Below are 14,580 nucleotides of genomic sequence, written 5' to 3'. Positions count from 1 at the left end.
GCAGCCATTGAGCTTGCCCAGGCACATCAAGTGTTGCAGTGCAAACACTCAGTGACCATATCTTTCGCTGGTACGCAGGTACACTTTATCGTCCTCATAGAGCACCTTAGCGTGCGCTGATCCCATTCCCATGTCTGTTGAATCGACCGGCGCCGAGCGCCCCAGCTTTGACCTCAAGAGCGCGCAACTGCCGGTGCTTTCCGTCGTGCTTCGCAGCACCGACATGCTGGCATTGACGCAGGATCTGGCTCGCCGCCTGGCCGATGACCCGGACTTCTTCGACAACGACCCTGTGCTGATCGACCTCAGTCAAGTGCGCGAAGTCGAGGAAGAAATCGACTTTCCCGCCCTGATCGAGGCCTTGCGTAAGCACCGCACCGTGCCGGTTGCCGTGCGCAGCGGCAGCGAGGCGCAGATGGAAGCGGCCAAGGCACTGGGCCTGAACGCAGCCCCGGACGCCACGCCAGTGCGCCGCAGCGAGCCTGAGATCCACGAAATCATCCGCGAGGTGGAGGTGGTGCACGAGGTCGAAGTGCCGGCCCCGCTGGCCGATGCCGTCATCGTGGACCGGCCGCTGCGTTCGGGCCAGCGCGTCTATGCCAAGGGTACTGATATCGTGGTGCTGGACATGGTCAGTTATGGTGCCGAGGTGATTGCCGACGGCAACGTCCATGTCTATGCACCGCTGCGCGGTCGGGCCGTGGCCGGAGCCAGCGGCAATACCAGCGCAAGAATTTTTAGCACTTGCATGGAGGCACAACTGCTCTCCATCGCGGGTATCTACCGCACAATTGAAACCGATTTACCTGCAGATGTGGCTGGCAAACCTGCCAAAGTCCGTCTGGAGGGAGAAAAGATCATCATCGAGCCGGTGTGACAAACGCACCGGACACCCCATCAACCTGCCTCATTTGTCTTTAAGGAATCGTGCAAACATGGCCAAAATCGTCGTCGTGACCTCTGGCAAGGGCGGGGTCGGAAAGACCACCACCAGCGCCAGCTTCGCATCGGGCCTCGCTCTGCGCGGTCACAAGACCGCTGTGATTGATTTCGATGTGGGTTTGCGCAACCTGGATCTGATCATGGGCTGCGAACGCCGCGTGGTCTATGACCTGATCAATGTCATCCAGGGTGAAGCCAACCTGAACCAGGCCCTGATCAAGGACAAGCAGTGCGAAAACCTGTTCGTGCTGGCTGCCTCGCAGACTCGTGACAAGGACGCGCTGACGCAAGAAGGTGTGAAGAAGGTGCTGGCCGATCTGTCCAGCATGGACTTCGAATACATCATCTGCGACTCGCCCGCCGGCATCGAAAGCGGTGCGCTGATGGCCATGCACTATGCCGACGAAGCGCTGGTGGTGACCAACCCCGAAGTCTCTTCGGTGCGCGATTCGGACCGCATTCTGGGCATGCTCAGCTCCAAGACCGAAGCGGCCAGCAAGGGCGAGAGCATCAAGGAACATCTGCTGATCACACGCTACAACCCCAACCGCGTGGAAGACGGCCAGATGCTGTCGCTGGAAGACATACAGGACATTCTGCGCATTCCGCTGATCGGCGTGATTCCAGAGTCCGAAACCGTGCTCCAGGCCTCCAACCAGGGCATTCCCGCCGTGCATATGCAGGGCTCGGACGTGGCCGAGGCCTATCAGGACGTGGTGGCCCGTTTTCTGGGCGAAGACAAGCCCATGCGTTTTACCGAAGCCGTCAAGCCCGGCTTCTTCAAGCGCATCTTTGGCGGGAGGTAAGCACAATGTCCATGTTGTCGTTTCTGCTTGGAGAGAAGAAAAAATCGGCCTCGGTGGCCAAGGAGCGCCTGCAGATCATTCTGGCGCGCGAACGCGTGGGCGGCGACGGCGGCAAGCCCGACTATCTGCCGGCCCTGCAAAAAGAGCTGATGGCCGTGATTTCCAAATATGTGGACATCAATCCCAACGACATCAAGGTGCAGCTGGAGCGCCAGGAAAACCTCGAAGTGCTGGAAGTCAAGATCGAGCTGCCGGACGCCGCACGCGGCTGATACCGACTCATCCATTCATAGCGCACAGCGCTTGATGGACAAGGAAATGGGCCTTTAAGGCCCATTTTTCATGACGGTGTCGCCCTGCGGCTGCGCCGCCTGCGAAAGCGCGGGCAAACCTGCCTCATTCCCGTACCGGCTCGCGCATGGTCACCAGCTCTTCGGCCACCGTGGGGTGTATGCCTATCGTGGCATCGAACTGCTGCTTGGTCGCGCCGCACTGCAGTGCCACGGCAAAGCCCTGCATCAACTCGCCCGCGCCCTCGCCCACCATGTGCACACCGCGCACGCGCTGATCGGCCTTGGAGACGATGAGCTTGAGGAACACATTCTCGGGCTCTGCCCCCATGCGGTTGGTCAGAGGCCTGAAGCTGGACTGGAAGATCTGCACGGCGCCATAGCGCTTGCGCGCCGACTCCTCGGACAGGCCCACCGTGCCCACCTGGGGATGAGAGAACACGGCCGTGGGCACCAGCTCATAGTCAGGGGCGCTCTTGCCGCCCTTGCCAAAGAGTTCATGGGCCACCACCGTCCCCTCGGCCAGTGCCACCGGGGTCAGCGCCATGCGGTCCACCACATCGCCCACGGCGTGAATGGACGGCACATTGGTGCCGAAGCGCGAATCCACCTCGATCGCCCCCTTGTCGGTGCAGCGCACGCCCGCCTTGTCCAGCCCCAGCCCCTCGGTCAGCGGCACACGTCCCGTGGCATACATCACGCAGTCCACGACCAGTTGCTCGCCGCTCTTGAGCTGCAGGTGCAGCCCGTCCTCCTGCCTGTCGATAGACTGGATTTCCTCGTCCCAGCGAAAACTCACGCCCTGCAGAGCCATCTCCTGCGCCAGATGCAGGCCCAGGTCTGCATCAAAGCCACGCAGCAGCTGCGGACGGCGGTGCAGCAAGGTGGTCTGCGCACCCAGGCCGTTGAAGATGGATGCGAACTCGACAGCGATATAGCCGCCCCCCACCACCACCACGCGCTCAGGCAGCTGCGGCAGATGGAATGCCTCGTTGGAGCTGATGGCATGCTCCGCGCCTGGAATGTCGGGCAGACGTGGCGTGCCGCCCGTGGCAATCAGAATGTGATGGGCCGTGAGCGTCTGGCCGTTCACCACCACGCTGTGAGGCCCGGAGAGCGCCGCACGGCCGTGAACGACAGTCACGCCGGCGCCGGCCAGCATCTTGGCGTAAACGCCGTTCAGGCGCTCGATTTCGCGGTCCTTGTTGGCAATCAGCGTGGGCCAGTCGAAATGCGGCTGCGCCAGCTGCCAGCCAAAGCCCTTGGCCTCTTCGGCCAGCTGGCTGAAATGCGCAGCGTGGCTGAGCAGTTTCTTGGGAATGCAGCCCACGTTGACGCAGGTTCCGCCCAGCTGGGCAGCCTCCACCAGGGCCACGCGGGCGCCCAGGCCGGCCGCCACGCGGCTGGCGCGCACGCCTCCCGAGCCACCGCCTATGACCAGAAAGTCGTAATCAAAATCTTGTTGCTGCATGTCTTGCCTCGCTGGGTTGGGGTACCGGGCAGCGACTGCCCTTTACCGGCACTCTAAACAGGTTCCCAAACCAGCTTGCAGCAAACGTCTTAACTGCGCGTTATCAGACCGGCTTCAAGGCCGATCAAGCCGTCATGCAGCGCAAACAGCCTGGAGTCGCTGCAGGCGGCTCAGATCAGGCCGCGGGTGTGCATATGGCCGCTGTGATAGAGCAAAGGCGCTCTGTCGGCATGGTGTGTGCAGCGTTCGACCTCGCCGATGAAGAGCAGATGATCGCCCTCCTCATGCTGACGCAGATTGCGGCACTCGAACACCGCCGCGCAGCCTTCCAGCAGCGGCACGCCATGTGCGGAGTCCTGGTAACTCGTATGGCTGAAGCGGTCGGCGCCCCTGCGCGCAAACAGCTCGGCCAGCGGCTTTTGCGCGGCTGACAGCACATGGACGGCGTAATGCACGCTGTGACGAAACACGGGCAGGGAGTTGGCCTTGAGGCCCAGGCTCCATAGCACCAGGGAGGGTGCCAGCGACAGCGCATTGAAAGAGCTGACCGTCGTGCCCACCGCATGCCCTTCAGCGCTGCGTGCCGTGATGATGGTGACGCCTGTGGCGAACTGCCCCAGCGCATCGCGAAATTCGCGCTGCGAAAAAGGCTCGGCAGTACGCAGGACTGAAGTTGGCAGGGCGGAGTTCACAACAAAACAGGAGCACAAAATGGCCGCCACTCAAGCGCACCACAGGGTCAAGAACAGCAGGCACCAGCACCTGCAGGAGTTGCGCTTGATTATCGGCCTGAACCTGTCGGATCACGACTCGTAAGGACTTCGGCGCAAGAGCAACAGCATTTGACTCATTTATCCATAGCTGCTGACGCTTGATACATAAGGGCCCAAGCCTTGAAAAACATCAAATCCCCAATACAAGCCCCCGAGGCGATCAGGCAATGTATCAGCCCGCAGTAAGACTGACCTGCGCTGCCTGCTGGGCCAGCCAGCTGCCGGTGCGCGCCTTGCTGCAGCGCTGCAGCTGCATCAGCAGCGCATGGTCGGGCCAGGGCAGAGCATGACGCGTGCACAGATCCTGCTGCATGCGTGCCAGCAAAGCCGCCGCCATTTCGGCATCGGCCAGTGCCCGGTGCGCACGCCCTGTGGACGGCAGTTGCAGATAGCGCGCCAGATTGCCCAGGCTATGGCTGGGTGCCTGTGGATAGATGCGGCGCGACAGCAGCACCGTGCAGGCAAACGCATGGGGCGCGGCCTGCCCCGCCAGCGCCAGCTCGGCCTGCCAGAACTTGCTGTCGAAAGATGCGTTGTGGGCCACCATGGGCACATCGCCCACAAAACGTGCGGCCTCGCGCATGACTTCGGCCGCAGGCGGAGCCGTGCGCAGCATCTCGTTGGTGATGCCGGTCAGCTGCGTGATGAAAGGCGAGACCCAGGCACCGGTCTGCATCAGGCTCTGGAAGCGATCGACGACACGCCCCTGCTCCAGCAGCACGATGGCGATCTCGGTCGCCCTGGCGCCCTGGGCGGGTGTCATGCCCGTGGTTTCAAAGTCGATGACGGCAATGGCAGAACTCATGCCCGTATTGTCGCCATTGCCGTGCTGGAGCGCATGAAGCCGGCAAGGCGCGCCAGAGATGCGCCCCGCAGCGAAGGCGTCGTCCCGTTGCACGTCGCCCCTTCCAGGGGGAAGGCGCGCAGCGACTCAGGGGGGTTATTCCAGTTCATCCTCGCCGGGCAGGCCCAGGCGTTGCACCACCTGCTCAAGCACGTAGTACAGCTGCTCGATCTCCTTGCTGCCCACCACACGCTCGATTTCGGCATAGATTTCCTCGGCATGCGGCGCGATCTCGGCCACCATGGCGTGGCCCGCAGGCGTGAGGCCGAACTCCGAACCGCGCAGATCCCCCACATGACGGCCGCGCTTGATCAGGTCACGCCCTTCCAGCGTCTTGAGCAGACGCGAAAGGCTGGGCATGCTGATGAAGGTCATCTGCGACAGCTCCATGGGGCGCAGCCTGTGGTCTGCTGCCGACATGGCGCGAATGACGCGCCATTGCTGCTCGGTCAGGCCATGGGCCCGCAACGAAGGGCGAAAGCGCACCATGACCGACTCACGCGCCTTGAGCAAGGCCATCGGCAGGGAACGCGCAAACGAGCGCATGGGTTCAGTTGCGTTGGTTGTGTCGTGCTGGGTCATAGCGAAGGTGAGGTTGCTGCCCGATTGTATGTAAGAGGCCCGCCTGGCGAATAGGCTCCAGGTCACTACAGACCTGCGTCCTCAGTACGTGCTGCTGGGCGCGACCGGCTTGACATCCTTGAAACGCGCGGCCAGCGCACTGGTGGATTGCACCAGCAGTCCCGTATCCAGCCCCACAGCCACAAAGCTGCAGCCCTGCTCCAGGTACTTGCGCGCCTGGGCCTCATTGGGGGTGAGAATTCCCGCAGCCTTGCCCGCCTTGCGTATGCGCACAATCGCATCGGCAATGGCGGCCTGCACTTCGGGGTGGCCGGGATTGCCCACATGCCCCATGGTGGCCGACAGATCGGCCGGGCCTATGAACACGCCGTCCACGCCCTCGGTCGCGACAATCGCATCGAGATTCTTCAAGCCCTGCACCGATTCGACCTGCAGCAACATGCAGACCTGTGCATTGGCCTCGTGGTAGTAGCTGGCCCGCCGTCCCCAGCCCGAAGCCCTGGCCCCGGCCATGCCGCGAATGCCGCCCTTGCCGTCATCTTGCGGATAGCGCGAACAGCGCACTATCTGGGTAGCCTGCTCGCCCGTCTCCACCATGGGGACCAGCAGGGTCTGCACGCCCAGGTCCAGATACTGCTTGATCAGCATCTCGCCAATCTCGCCATGGCCCATGGGGATGCGTGCGATCGCATGGCTGGCCGGATAGGCGGCAATAGCCTGCAGCTGCGCCAACAGCGTCAGCGTGTCGTTGGGGCCATGCTCGCCGTCGATCAGCAGCCAGTCGAAGCCCGCGCCCGCGCAGATCTCTGCGCTATAGGGGCTGCCCAGGCCCAGCCACAGGCCGATCTGTGGGCGGCCGGCCGCAATCGCGGCCTTGAAGGGATTGGTGGGTGTTTGCATTGTCATTTCAGTTATCCATAGTGCTTCGCGCCCCCGCTGCCCATGCAACTGACGCTCGCCAGGCCAGGGCAGCCGCGCAAGGGCCGCCGCGCTGGCTGCGTCCCCCTCCCGTAGCGCGCAGCGCGTAGAGAGAGGGGGAAGGCGCGGGGCCGCCTAGGCGAAGCGACTCAGGGGGTTTTCATCTCAGTACCCCATACAAAGATATTTGGTACTCACGTATTCTTCAATCCCCGCGGCGCCACCCTCGCGGCCCATGCCCGACTGCTTGACGCCGCCGAACGGCGCCACGGCAGTGCTGATGATGCCGCTGTTGATGCCGACCATGCCGTATTCGAGCGCCGCGCCCACGCGCCAGACGCGGCCCACGTCGCGCGCATAGAAGTAGGCCGCCAGGCCGTATTCGGTGTCGTTGGCCATGCGGATGGCCTCCTCCTCGGTGCTGAAGCGGAACACGGGTGCCACGGGGCCGAAGACCTCTTCCCTGGCGATGCGCATGCGGTCCGTGGCGCCGCCGAGAATGGTGGGCTCGTAGAAGGTGCCGCCCAGCGCCGAAGGCTTGCCGCCGGTGACGACTTCGGCACCCTGGGCCACGGCATCGGCCACCAGTTCCTTGACCTTGGCCACGGCCGCCTCGTCGATCAGCGGGCCCTGGGTAATGCCGGCGTCGGCGCCGTTGCCGACCTTGAGTGCCAGCACCGCGGCCTTGAGCTTGGCCATGAAGGCCTCGTACACCCCGTCCTGTACCAGCAGGCGGTTGGCGCAGACGCAGGTCTGGCCGGTATTGCGGTACTTTGAGGCCATGGCTCCTTCCACGGCGGCATCCAGATCCGCATCGTCGAAGACGATGAAGGGCGCATTGCCGCCCAGCTCCAGCGACATCTTCTTGAGCGTGGGCGCGCATTGCGCGGCCAGCACGCGGCCCACTTCGGTGGAGCCCGTGAAGGTGAGCTTGCGCACCGCCATGCTGGCCGTGAGCACGCCGCCGATGGCACGCGCCGGACCGGTGAGGACGCTGAACACGCCGGCAGGCACGCCGGCACGCTGAGCCAGTTCGCCCAGCGCCAGGGCCGACAGCGGCGTCTGCTGCGCGGGCTTGACGATGATGGTGCAGCCGGCAGCCAGGGCCGGCGCCACCTTGCGCGTGATCATGGCTGCGGGGAAGTTCCAGGGTGTGATCGCCGCGCACACGCCCACCGGCTCCTTGGTCACGACGATCTTCTTGTCGCCCCAGGGCGAGGGTACGGTGGAGCCGTAGACGCGGCGCGCCTCCTCGGCAAACCACTGCACATAGGAGGCCGCATAGGCGATTTCGCCGCGCGATTCGGCCAGGGGCTTGCCCTGTTCGGCCGTCATGATCTGTGCCAGGTCCTCCTGGTGCTGCATCAGCAGTTCGAACCACTTGTGCAGGATGGCGGCGCGCTGGTCGGCGGTGCGAGACTTCCACTCGGCAAAGGCGCGCTCGGCCGCGGCAATGGCGGTCTGGGTTTCGGCCTCGCCCATCTTGGGCACGGCCGCCAGCAACTCCCCGGTGGCCGGGTTGTTCACGGCAATGGTGGTGCCGTCGCCGGCGGCCAGCCAGCGGCCGTCGATCAGGCATTCGGTCTTGAGCAGGCTCGGATCGCGTAATTGCAAAGGCATGGGAGATCTCCGTGATTCAGACAAATCGGAATTGCAGCTTGCCCAGGGGGCCGTAGTCGGCTTCGAACATGTCGCCGGGCTTGGCCGCCACCGGACGCGTGAAGGAGCCCGCCAGCACGATCTGGCCGGGCTGCAGGGATTCACCCCAGGGCGCGAGCTTGTTGGCCAGCCAGGCTACGCCTATGGCCGGATGGCCTTGCACGCCAGCGGCAAGGCCGGTTTCCTCGACGATGCCGTTCTGGCGCAGTATGGCGCCGCACCAGGGCAGGTCCACGGCCTTGGGGTCAGCGCGCTGGGCGCCAACCACGATGCCCGCATTGGCCGCGTTGTCGCTGATGGTGTCGAACACTTTGCGCATGGCCTTGGTGTGGCGGTCGAACTGCTCGATGCGCGCGTCGATGATCTCGATGGCCGGCGTCACGTACTCGGTGGCGGCCAGCACGTCGTCCAGCGTCACTTCCTTGCCGCCGGGCAGGCCCGGACCTACCAGCGGCGCCTTGAGGATGAAGGCCAGCTCGACCTCCACGCGCGGAGCGATGAAGTTCGCGACCGGAATCTCCAGCACCTGGCCGGGTCGGCAGGTGTAGAGCATGGAGTCCAGCAAGGTGCCGTAGTCGGGCTCGTCGATCTGGCTAGCCATCTGCATGGCGCGCGAGGTCAGGCCGATCTTGTGGCCTATGACCTTGCGGCCCGCGGCGACCTGCATGCGCACCCACTCGCGCGAGACGCGGTAGCCGTCCTCGACCGTCATGCCGGGAAAGCGCTTGGAGAAATGCTCGATCTGCTGGCGCGACGCCTCGCTGGCGTCGAGTTCCTGCGCGAGCTGGGTCAGAAGTTCGGGAGAAAACATGGTTCTATTTCTTGGCAAACAGGGGATGCAGGGTGCTGTGCTTGGCGTCGTACACCTGGCCCGGCGCTTCGTCGACCTGCACCGTGAGGCCCAGGTGCTTGCGCGGGTCGGCGAACAGCGGCGCCAGATGCGCCTGGGCGCAGGCCAGCAGCGCGTCGCCCGCGGCCTTCTGGACCGCGTCGGAGCGCCCTTTGCCCATGCGCAGATTGATGTAGATAAAGCCATAGTCACCATCACCACCAGCGGCACGGCCCGCGGTGCCGCCGTCGGAGACCGCGTAGTGCGGCGCAGGGTAGGCAAACACGCGCGTTCCGCCCGTGGGAAAGACCTGCGCACCATCTTCGGCGTGCACGGCCAGCATGGTGTCGGCCAGCTTGCGGCACAGGCTGCCCATATCGACATGCGGCTCCAGATTGCCGGTGTAAAGAATCACGACATGCGGCATGTCATTCCTTGCTCAGAGTCTTGCCGCCACGGCGGCTGCAGCATTGGCCTGGCTGGCCTGGGCTGCGGGAATGGCGCTGCCGTCCTGCGGCGTGACGGGGAAGACGGCATTGATCTGGCCCGTGCCCGAGGCACCGAAATACGGCGTGATGACTTCGGCCTTGCCGTCGTATGCCGACCAGCCCAGGGCCCCCATCAGCATGGCCGTGTCGTGCATGAAACCCTCGCCATGGCCCTTGGCCGCGTACTCGGGCAACATGCCGCAAAAAGTCTGCCATTCACCGGCCTGCCACAGGCGGATGACCTCCTGGTCAAGCTGCTCCAGAAACGGGCTCCAGATCCTGAACGCATAGTCGGGCGCCAGCCCGTTCTGCGCAAAGCGATGCGACAGCGAGCCGCTGGCGAGAATCGCCACCGTTCCGTCGTAATGCTCTTCCACCGCGCGGCGAACGGCCCAGCCCAGACGCGCACTGTCGTTCAGGTAATGGGCCATGCACATGGCCGATATCGACACTACCTTGAAGTGCTGGTCTGCGTTCATGTAGCGCATGGGTACCAGCGTGCCGTATTCGGGCTCCAGCGTGGTGGCGTCATGGGCCAGCGTCTCCACCCCCAGCGCATTGGCCTGGGCCGCCAGCAGCTTGCCCAGCGCCGGGTTGCCAGGGAATTCGAAAGGCATATGGCTGATGAAATGCGGCAGCTCGTTGCTGGTGTACAGGCCCTTGAAATGCGGACCGCAGAGCACGTGATAGTTGGCGTTGACCAGCCAGTGCGTATCGAAGACCACCAGCGTATCCACGCCCAGATCACGGCAGCGCTGACCGATCTCCTTGAGCCCGTCGATTGCATCCTGGCGCGTTCCCTTGCGCGGCCCGTCCAGCTCGCTCAGATAGATGGACGGAACATGCGTGATCTTGGCCGCGAGTGCTAGCTTGCCCATGATGCTCACCCCATGGAAATATTGGCGCGGCGGATGATCTCGCCGTACTTGGCGATCTCGCTGTTCACAAAGCCCGAGAACTGCGCGACCGAGCCGGCCTGCGAGACCACGCCGCTTTTGGCGAAGACCTCGACCACATTGGGCGAGGCCAGGGCCTTGTTGACTTCGGCGTTGACGCGCTGGACGACAGCCTCGGGCGTGCCGGCAGGGGCCAGCAGGCCCTGCCAGGAATTGGAGTCCAGCGCCACACCCTGCTCGGCCAGCGTGGGCACATTGGGGGCAAAGCGCGAGCGCTTGGGCGTGGCCATGCCCAGGGCGACAAGCTTGCCGCTTTCGATATGACCGCGAAACTCCGACCAGTTGCCGAACATCACGCTGACCTGGCCGCCCAGCAAGTCGGTGAGCGCCGGACCCTGGCCCTTGTAGGGCACATGGATCATTTCCACACCCATCATCTGGCACAGCAGCGCCCCTGAAAGATGTGCGGAAGTGCCGTTGCCGAACGAGGCATAGGTCAGCGCCCCAGGTTTGGCCAGGGCCGCTTTCTTGAGATCGTCCAGCGTCTTCAATCCGCTCTGGGGATGGGTGGCCAGCACATGTTCGGACAGGCCCATGAGGGCCACGGGCTGCAGGTCCTTGGTGGTGTCATAGGGCAGGTTCTTCACCAGCGTCTTGTTGGCCGTGAAGCTGTTGGCCACGCAGACAAAGGTGTAGCCGTCGGCCGGCTGCTTGGCCACATAGTCCACGCCGATCACCGTGCCCGCGCCGGGCTTGTTCTCCACGATGACACTTTGGCCCAGCTGCTTGCCCAGTTCGGTGCCGATCAGGCGCGCCACCATGTCGGTGGTGCCGCCCGGCGTGAACGGCACGACGATGCGTATGGGCTTGGCTGGCCAGCCTCCAGGCTGAGCCAGACTCAGCTGAGTGCTGGAGGCGAGTGCTGCGGCCGAGCAGGCCTGCAGGAAGTGACGGCGTTGCATAGGTGTCTCCTTTTATCGTCTTTTCAGCCCGTAACGCTGATGTGGAAAGCGCTGGCAGCTATCAAAATTCCAGAAACTCACACACCCCAGTGCGGGATATGGTGCGAGCCCATGGACACGGCCACGTTCTTGGGCTCGCAGAAGACTTCGTAGCTCCAGGTGCCGCCTTCGCGGCCCGTGCCCGAGGCCTTGGTGCCGCCGAAGGGCTGGCGCAGATCGCGCACGTTCTGGCTGTTGACGAAGCACATGCCGGCTTCGACGGCCGCGGCCACGCGGTGGGCCTTGCCGATGTTCTCGGTCCACACATAGCTGGACAAGCCGTACTGGATGTCATTGGCCAGGCGTATGGCCTCGGCCTCGTCGCTGAACGGAATGATGCAGGCCACGGGGCCGAAGATTTCTTCCTGGGCAATGCGCATGGAATTCTGAACATCGGCAAACACCGTGGGCAGCACATAGTTGCCGTTCTTCACGCGGTCTGGCAGCACGGGGGCATCCAGACCGCCACAGAGCATGTTGGCGCCCTCTTTCTGGCCCAGCTCGATATAGCTGCGCACCTTGGCCAGATGGCCCTGGCTGATCATGGGGCCGACGATGGTTTTTTCATCGAGCGGATCGCCCACGGTGATGCGCTTGGCGCGCTCCACGAAGCGGTCGACGAACTTGGCGTAAATGCCTTTTTGCACCAGGATACGGCTGCCGGCCGTGCAGCGCTCGCCGTTGTTGCTGAAGATCATGAACACGGCCGCATCGAGAGCGCGCTCGAAGTCTGCGTCGTCGAAGATCACGAACGGACTCTTGCCGCCCAGCTCCATGCTGAACTTCTTCAGGCCCGCGGCCTGCACGATGCGGTTGCCCGTGGCCGTCGATCCCGTGAACGAGACAGCGCGCACATCGCGGTGCGCCACCAGCGGCTCGCCGGCCTCCTTGCCGTAGCCGTGCACGATGTTGAGCACGCCTGCGGGAATGCCGGCCTCCAGCGCCAGCTCGCCCAGACGCGCGGCCGTCATGGGCGAGAGTTCGCTCATCTTGAGCACGGCCGTGTTGCCGAAGGCCAGGCAGGGCGCGACCTTCCAGGTAGCGGTCATGAAGGGCACGTTCCACGGCGAGATCAGCGCGCACACGCCCACGGGGTGGAACAGCGTGTAGTTCAGGTGCGTGGGCGTGGGGTAGGTGTGGCCGTCCACGCGTGTGCACATCTCGGCAAAGTAGGTGAAGTTGTCGGCCGCACGCGGCACGAGCTGCTTGCCGGTCTGGGCAATCACCTGGCCGCAGTCATTGGTCTCGGTCTCGGCGATCTCGGGCACATGTTTGGCAATCAGCTCGCCGAGCTTGCGCACCAGCTTGGCGCGCTCCGTGGCGGGTGTGTTGGCCCATTTGGGAAAGGCTTCCTTGGCTGCGGCCACGGCCGCGTCGACTTCGGCCTCGCCGCCCGAAGCCACCTCGGCCAGCACTTCCTGCGTGGCGGGGTTGACGGTCTCGAAATAGTCCTTGCCGGCAACGCTTTTGCCGTTGATCAGGTGATCGATACGCATGATGTTTTCTCCTGCAATCTCTGTCAGGACTTACGCAAACAAGGATGCGACAAGGCATATCCCATGGGGCAAACGTCTTGCCTGAACCTGATTTGCGTAAGTCGTATCTGTGCTTCAGGCCTGTGCCAAAAGTTCCTCGCCGCCCATGAAATTGACAAGCCGGCCCACGCCTTCAATCTCGGTCACGATCTCGTCGCCCACCTTGGAATCGGCCACGCCGTCGGGCGTGCCGGTCAGAATCAGATCGCCAGGATTGAGTGTCATGAAGCTCGACAGATGGGCAATCAGCGACGGTATGTCGTGAACCATGTCACGCGTATTTCCGTCCTGCTTGAGCTCGCCGTTGACCCAGCTGCGCAGACGCAGATTCATGGGGTCGGCAATATCGGCCGCATCGACAAACCAGGGCCCCACGGGCGTAGCGCCATCGCGGTTTTTCACGCGCAGATTGGGACGATAGAAGTTCTCGAGATAGTCGCGTATCGCATAGTCATTGGCCGTCACATAGCCTGCGACCACGCTATATGCGTCCTGCTTTTGCACATTGCGACAGCGCTTGCCGATCACCACGCCCAGCTCGCATTCGAAGTGCATATAGCTCACGTCGGCAGGGCGACGTGTGTGGCCACGGTGGCCGTTCAGCGTGTTCGGGCCCTTGAGGAAAACCAGTGGCTCCTCGGGTGCCTTGTTGAAGGCGATTTCCTTGGCGTGGTCGGCATAGTTGAGGCCCAGCGCAAAGATGGTGCCGAACTCCATGGGCGGCAGCCATTGCACCTCGGTTTCGGCAACCACTTTTCCGTCTGGCAGCTGCACGCGGCCATCACTGCTTTCGGTCACCGCCAGTTGCCGGCCCTGGTAGATCACTCGTCCGTGCTTCATGCCAGCTTCTCCTCGGCCACGCTGTGGCGCAACTCGCCCAGACCGGGCACGGTGATGTGAACCTGATCGCCTGCACGCGCCACGGGCGAAGCTTCGCCCGGCCCCAGCAGCAGCACATCGCCAACGGCCAGGGTCATGAATTCCGTCACATCGGCAATCAGTTGCGCGGCAGGGCGCACCAGTGTGGCAAAGCTGCGCTCGTACACCGGCCTGCCATTGACGGAAATGCTCAGCGTGGCCTTGTCCGGGTCAAAGCCGGCATCGCCCTGGAGCAGCGCGCTCAGGGGCAGAAAACCATCGCGGTCACGCTGGCGGATGGCCGGGCGATAGTAGTTGTCGTGGGGCAGTGTCAGGTCGCTGGCCAGTACAAAGCCGGCCACATGTTTGAGGGCCTGATCGGCGGTGACTCTGTTCGCCTTTTCTCCAATCACCAGACCGATGGTGGCATCGATACGCAGCTCTGCAGGCGTGGCAACAGCCGCGCCATCGGATGCAAAGGTATTGCGCGGCTTGATGTAGAGCACCGGCGCCCTGGGCGCAGCCTTGTAGGGCGCACTGTCGAACTGGGGCGCAAGACGCTGCACCGTGGCGCGGTCATTGAGCAGCGCGCCGTAGACCGTGCCAAGCGGCAGATCGTCACTCAGGAGAAATGGTTGAATCTGCATGGTTGATTTTTAGTTAACGTGGTAATTTTCATGCTCACCAC

At 63.6% G+C, this 14,580-nt stretch carries 16 protein-coding genes; 3 read left to right on the top strand and 13 right to left on the bottom strand.

Translation table 11 applies throughout. The features are described from left to right. Nucleotides 1-130 precede the first annotated feature (130 nt). The 3 genes from minC to minE are packed head-to-tail and all read left to right on the top strand — an operon-like array spanning nucleotide 131 to nucleotide 2,020. Nucleotides 131-877 carry a septum site-determining protein MinC gene (minC, locus tag QMY55_RS00380; protein ID WP_283486753.1) on the top strand — a complete coding sequence of 249 codons (747 nt, stop codon included), beginning with the start codon at nucleotides 131-133 and terminating at the stop codon, nucleotides 875-877. A gap of 58 nt (nucleotides 878-935) precedes the next feature. Then, entirely contained in the window at nucleotides 936-1,748 is an 813-nt protein-coding gene (gene minD, locus QMY55_RS00375) for a septum site-determining protein MinD (RefSeq protein WP_283486752.1), read from the top strand. Between the two features lie 5 nt (nucleotides 1,749-1,753). Then, nucleotides 1,754-2,020 carry a cell division topological specificity factor MinE gene (gene minE, locus QMY55_RS00370; protein WP_283486751.1) on the top strand — a complete coding sequence of 89 codons (267 nt, stop codon included), beginning with the start codon at nucleotides 1,754-1,756 and terminating at the stop codon, nucleotides 2,018-2,020. A 124-nt stretch (nucleotides 2,021-2,144) separates the two neighbouring features. Here the strand turns inward: minE and gorA are convergent, their stop codons facing one another. From gorA to QMY55_RS00305, 13 genes are all read right to left on the bottom strand, one after another. Continuing rightward, nucleotides 2,145-3,509, bottom strand: a complete 1,365-nt coding sequence (gorA, locus tag QMY55_RS00365; protein ID WP_283486750.1) for a glutathione-disulfide reductase — start codon at nucleotides 3,507-3,509, stop codon at nucleotides 2,145-2,147. Nucleotides 3,510-3,679: 170 nt separating this feature from the next. Continuing rightward, on the bottom strand, nucleotides 3,680-4,201 hold the full coding sequence (locus QMY55_RS00360; protein ID WP_283486749.1) for a flavin reductase family protein: 522 nt from the start codon (nucleotides 4,199-4,201) through the stop codon (nucleotides 3,680-3,682). Nucleotides 4,202-4,454: 253 nt separating this feature from the next. Beyond that, nucleotides 4,455-5,087 carry a 3'-5' exonuclease gene (locus QMY55_RS00355; protein ID WP_283486748.1) on the bottom strand — a complete coding sequence of 211 codons (633 nt, stop codon included), beginning with the start codon at nucleotides 5,085-5,087 and terminating at the stop codon, nucleotides 4,455-4,457. A gap of 135 nt (nucleotides 5,088-5,222) precedes the next feature. Further along, complete coding sequence (gene hpaR / locus QMY55_RS00350; protein WP_283486747.1) at nucleotides 5,223-5,708, bottom strand: homoprotocatechuate degradation operon regulator HpaR; 486 nt, start codon at nucleotides 5,706-5,708, stop codon at nucleotides 5,223-5,225. A gap of 81 nt (nucleotides 5,709-5,789) precedes the next feature. Next, entirely contained in the window at nucleotides 5,790-6,608 is an 819-nt protein-coding gene (locus QMY55_RS00345; RefSeq protein WP_283489058.1) for an HpcH/HpaI aldolase/citrate lyase family protein, read from the bottom strand. Nucleotides 6,609-6,791: 183 nt separating this feature from the next. Beyond that, complete coding sequence (locus QMY55_RS00340; RefSeq protein WP_283486746.1) at nucleotides 6,792-8,246, bottom strand: NAD-dependent succinate-semialdehyde dehydrogenase; 1,455 nt, start codon at nucleotides 8,244-8,246, stop codon at nucleotides 6,792-6,794. A gap of 16 nt (nucleotides 8,247-8,262) precedes the next feature. Further along, the gene (gene hpaH / locus QMY55_RS00335; RefSeq protein ID WP_283486745.1) at nucleotides 8,263-9,096 is read right to left on the bottom strand and encodes a 2-oxo-hept-4-ene-1,7-dioate hydratase; all 834 of its coding nucleotides are present in this window, start codon (nucleotides 9,094-9,096) and stop codon (nucleotides 8,263-8,265) included. 4 nt (nucleotides 9,097-9,100) lie between these two features. Further along, complete coding sequence (locus tag QMY55_RS00330) at nucleotides 9,101-9,541, bottom strand: 5-carboxymethyl-2-hydroxymuconate isomerase (RefSeq protein WP_283486744.1); 441 nt, start codon at nucleotides 9,539-9,541, stop codon at nucleotides 9,101-9,103. A 12-nt stretch (nucleotides 9,542-9,553) separates the two neighbouring features. Further along, complete coding sequence (gene hpaD / locus QMY55_RS00325) at nucleotides 9,554-10,480, bottom strand: 3,4-dihydroxyphenylacetate 2,3-dioxygenase (protein WP_283486743.1); 927 nt, start codon at nucleotides 10,478-10,480, stop codon at nucleotides 9,554-9,556. 5 nt (nucleotides 10,481-10,485) lie between these two features. Further along, nucleotides 10,486-11,460 carry a tripartite tricarboxylate transporter substrate binding protein gene (locus QMY55_RS00320; protein ID WP_283486742.1) on the bottom strand — a complete coding sequence of 325 codons (975 nt, stop codon included), beginning with the start codon at nucleotides 11,458-11,460 and terminating at the stop codon, nucleotides 10,486-10,488. Nucleotides 11,461-11,537: 77 nt separating this feature from the next. Then, the gene (hpaE, locus tag QMY55_RS00315) at nucleotides 11,538-12,995 is read right to left on the bottom strand and encodes a 5-carboxymethyl-2-hydroxymuconate semialdehyde dehydrogenase (RefSeq protein WP_283486741.1); all 1,458 of its coding nucleotides are present in this window, start codon (nucleotides 12,993-12,995) and stop codon (nucleotides 11,538-11,540) included. Between the two features lie 114 nt (nucleotides 12,996-13,109). Continuing rightward, nucleotides 13,110-13,874, bottom strand: a complete 765-nt coding sequence (locus QMY55_RS00310) for a fumarylacetoacetate hydrolase family protein (RefSeq protein ID WP_283486740.1) — start codon at nucleotides 13,872-13,874, stop codon at nucleotides 13,110-13,112. After that, nucleotides 13,871-14,539 carry a fumarylacetoacetate hydrolase family protein gene (locus QMY55_RS00305; protein ID WP_283486739.1) on the bottom strand — a complete coding sequence of 223 codons (669 nt, stop codon included), beginning with the start codon at nucleotides 14,537-14,539 and terminating at the stop codon, nucleotides 13,871-13,873. The genes QMY55_RS00310 and QMY55_RS00305 overlap by 4 nt, the downstream gene beginning before the upstream one ends. Between the last annotated feature and the right edge of the window lie 41 nt (nucleotides 14,540-14,580).

The sequence above is a fragment of the Comamonas resistens genome (assembly GCF_030064165.1).
Classification (GTDB): domain Bacteria; phylum Pseudomonadota; class Gammaproteobacteria; order Burkholderiales; family Burkholderiaceae_C; genus Comamonas; species Comamonas resistens.
The sequence above is the reverse complement of the archived record's forward strand: the minus strand, read 5'-3'. Positions and strand labels throughout refer to the sequence as shown.

What these genes read in the sequence shown, in the direction of transcription:
- minC (WP_283486753.1), top strand. Translation starts at nt 131, where the DNA reads ATGTCTGTTGAATCGACCGGCGCCGAGCGCCCCAGCTTTGACCTCAAG.
- minD (WP_283486752.1), top strand. Translation starts at nt 936, where the DNA reads ATGGCCAAAATCGTCGTCGTGACCTCTGGCAAGGGCGGGGTCGGAAAG.
- minE (WP_283486751.1), top strand. Translation starts at nt 1,754, where the DNA reads ATGTCCATGTTGTCGTTTCTGCTTGGAGAGAAGAAAAAATCGGCCTCG.
- gorA (WP_283486750.1), bottom strand. Translation starts at nt 3,509, where the DNA reads ATGCAGCAACAAGATTTTGATTACGACTTTCTGGTCATAGGCGGTGGC.
- QMY55_RS00355 (WP_283486748.1), bottom strand. Translation starts at nt 5,087, where the DNA reads ATGAGTTCTGCCATTGCCGTCATCGACTTTGAAACCACGGGCATGACA.
- hpaR (WP_283486747.1), bottom strand. Translation starts at nt 5,708, where the DNA reads ATGACCCAGCACGACACAACCAACGCAACTGAACCCATGCGCTCGTTT.
- QMY55_RS00345 (WP_283489058.1), bottom strand. Translation starts at nt 6,608, where the DNA reads ATGCAAACACCCACCAATCCCTTCAAGGCCGCGATTGCGGCCGGCCGC.
- QMY55_RS00340 (WP_283486746.1), bottom strand. Translation starts at nt 8,246, where the DNA reads ATGCCTTTGCAATTACGCGATCCGAGCCTGCTCAAGACCGAATGCCTG.
- hpaH (WP_283486745.1), bottom strand. Translation starts at nt 9,096, where the DNA reads ATGTTTTCTCCCGAACTTCTGACCCAGCTCGCGCAGGAACTCGACGCC.
- QMY55_RS00330 (WP_283486744.1), bottom strand. Translation starts at nt 9,541, where the DNA reads ATGCCGCATGTCGTGATTCTTTACACCGGCAATCTGGAGCCGCATGTC.
- hpaD (WP_283486743.1), bottom strand. Translation starts at nt 10,480, where the DNA reads ATGGGCAAGCTAGCACTCGCGGCCAAGATCACGCATGTTCCGTCCATC.
- QMY55_RS00320 (WP_283486742.1), bottom strand. Translation starts at nt 11,460, where the DNA reads ATGCAACGCCGTCACTTCCTGCAGGCCTGCTCGGCCGCAGCACTCGCC.
- hpaE (WP_283486741.1), bottom strand. Translation starts at nt 12,995, where the DNA reads ATGCGTATCGATCACCTGATCAACGGCAAAAGCGTTGCCGGCAAGGAC.
- QMY55_RS00310 (WP_283486740.1), bottom strand. Translation starts at nt 13,874, where the DNA reads ATGAAGCACGGACGAGTGATCTACCAGGGCCGGCAACTGGCGGTGACC.
- QMY55_RS00305 (WP_283486739.1), bottom strand. Translation starts at nt 14,539, where the DNA reads ATGCAGATTCAACCATTTCTCCTGAGTGACGATCTGCCGCTTGGCACG.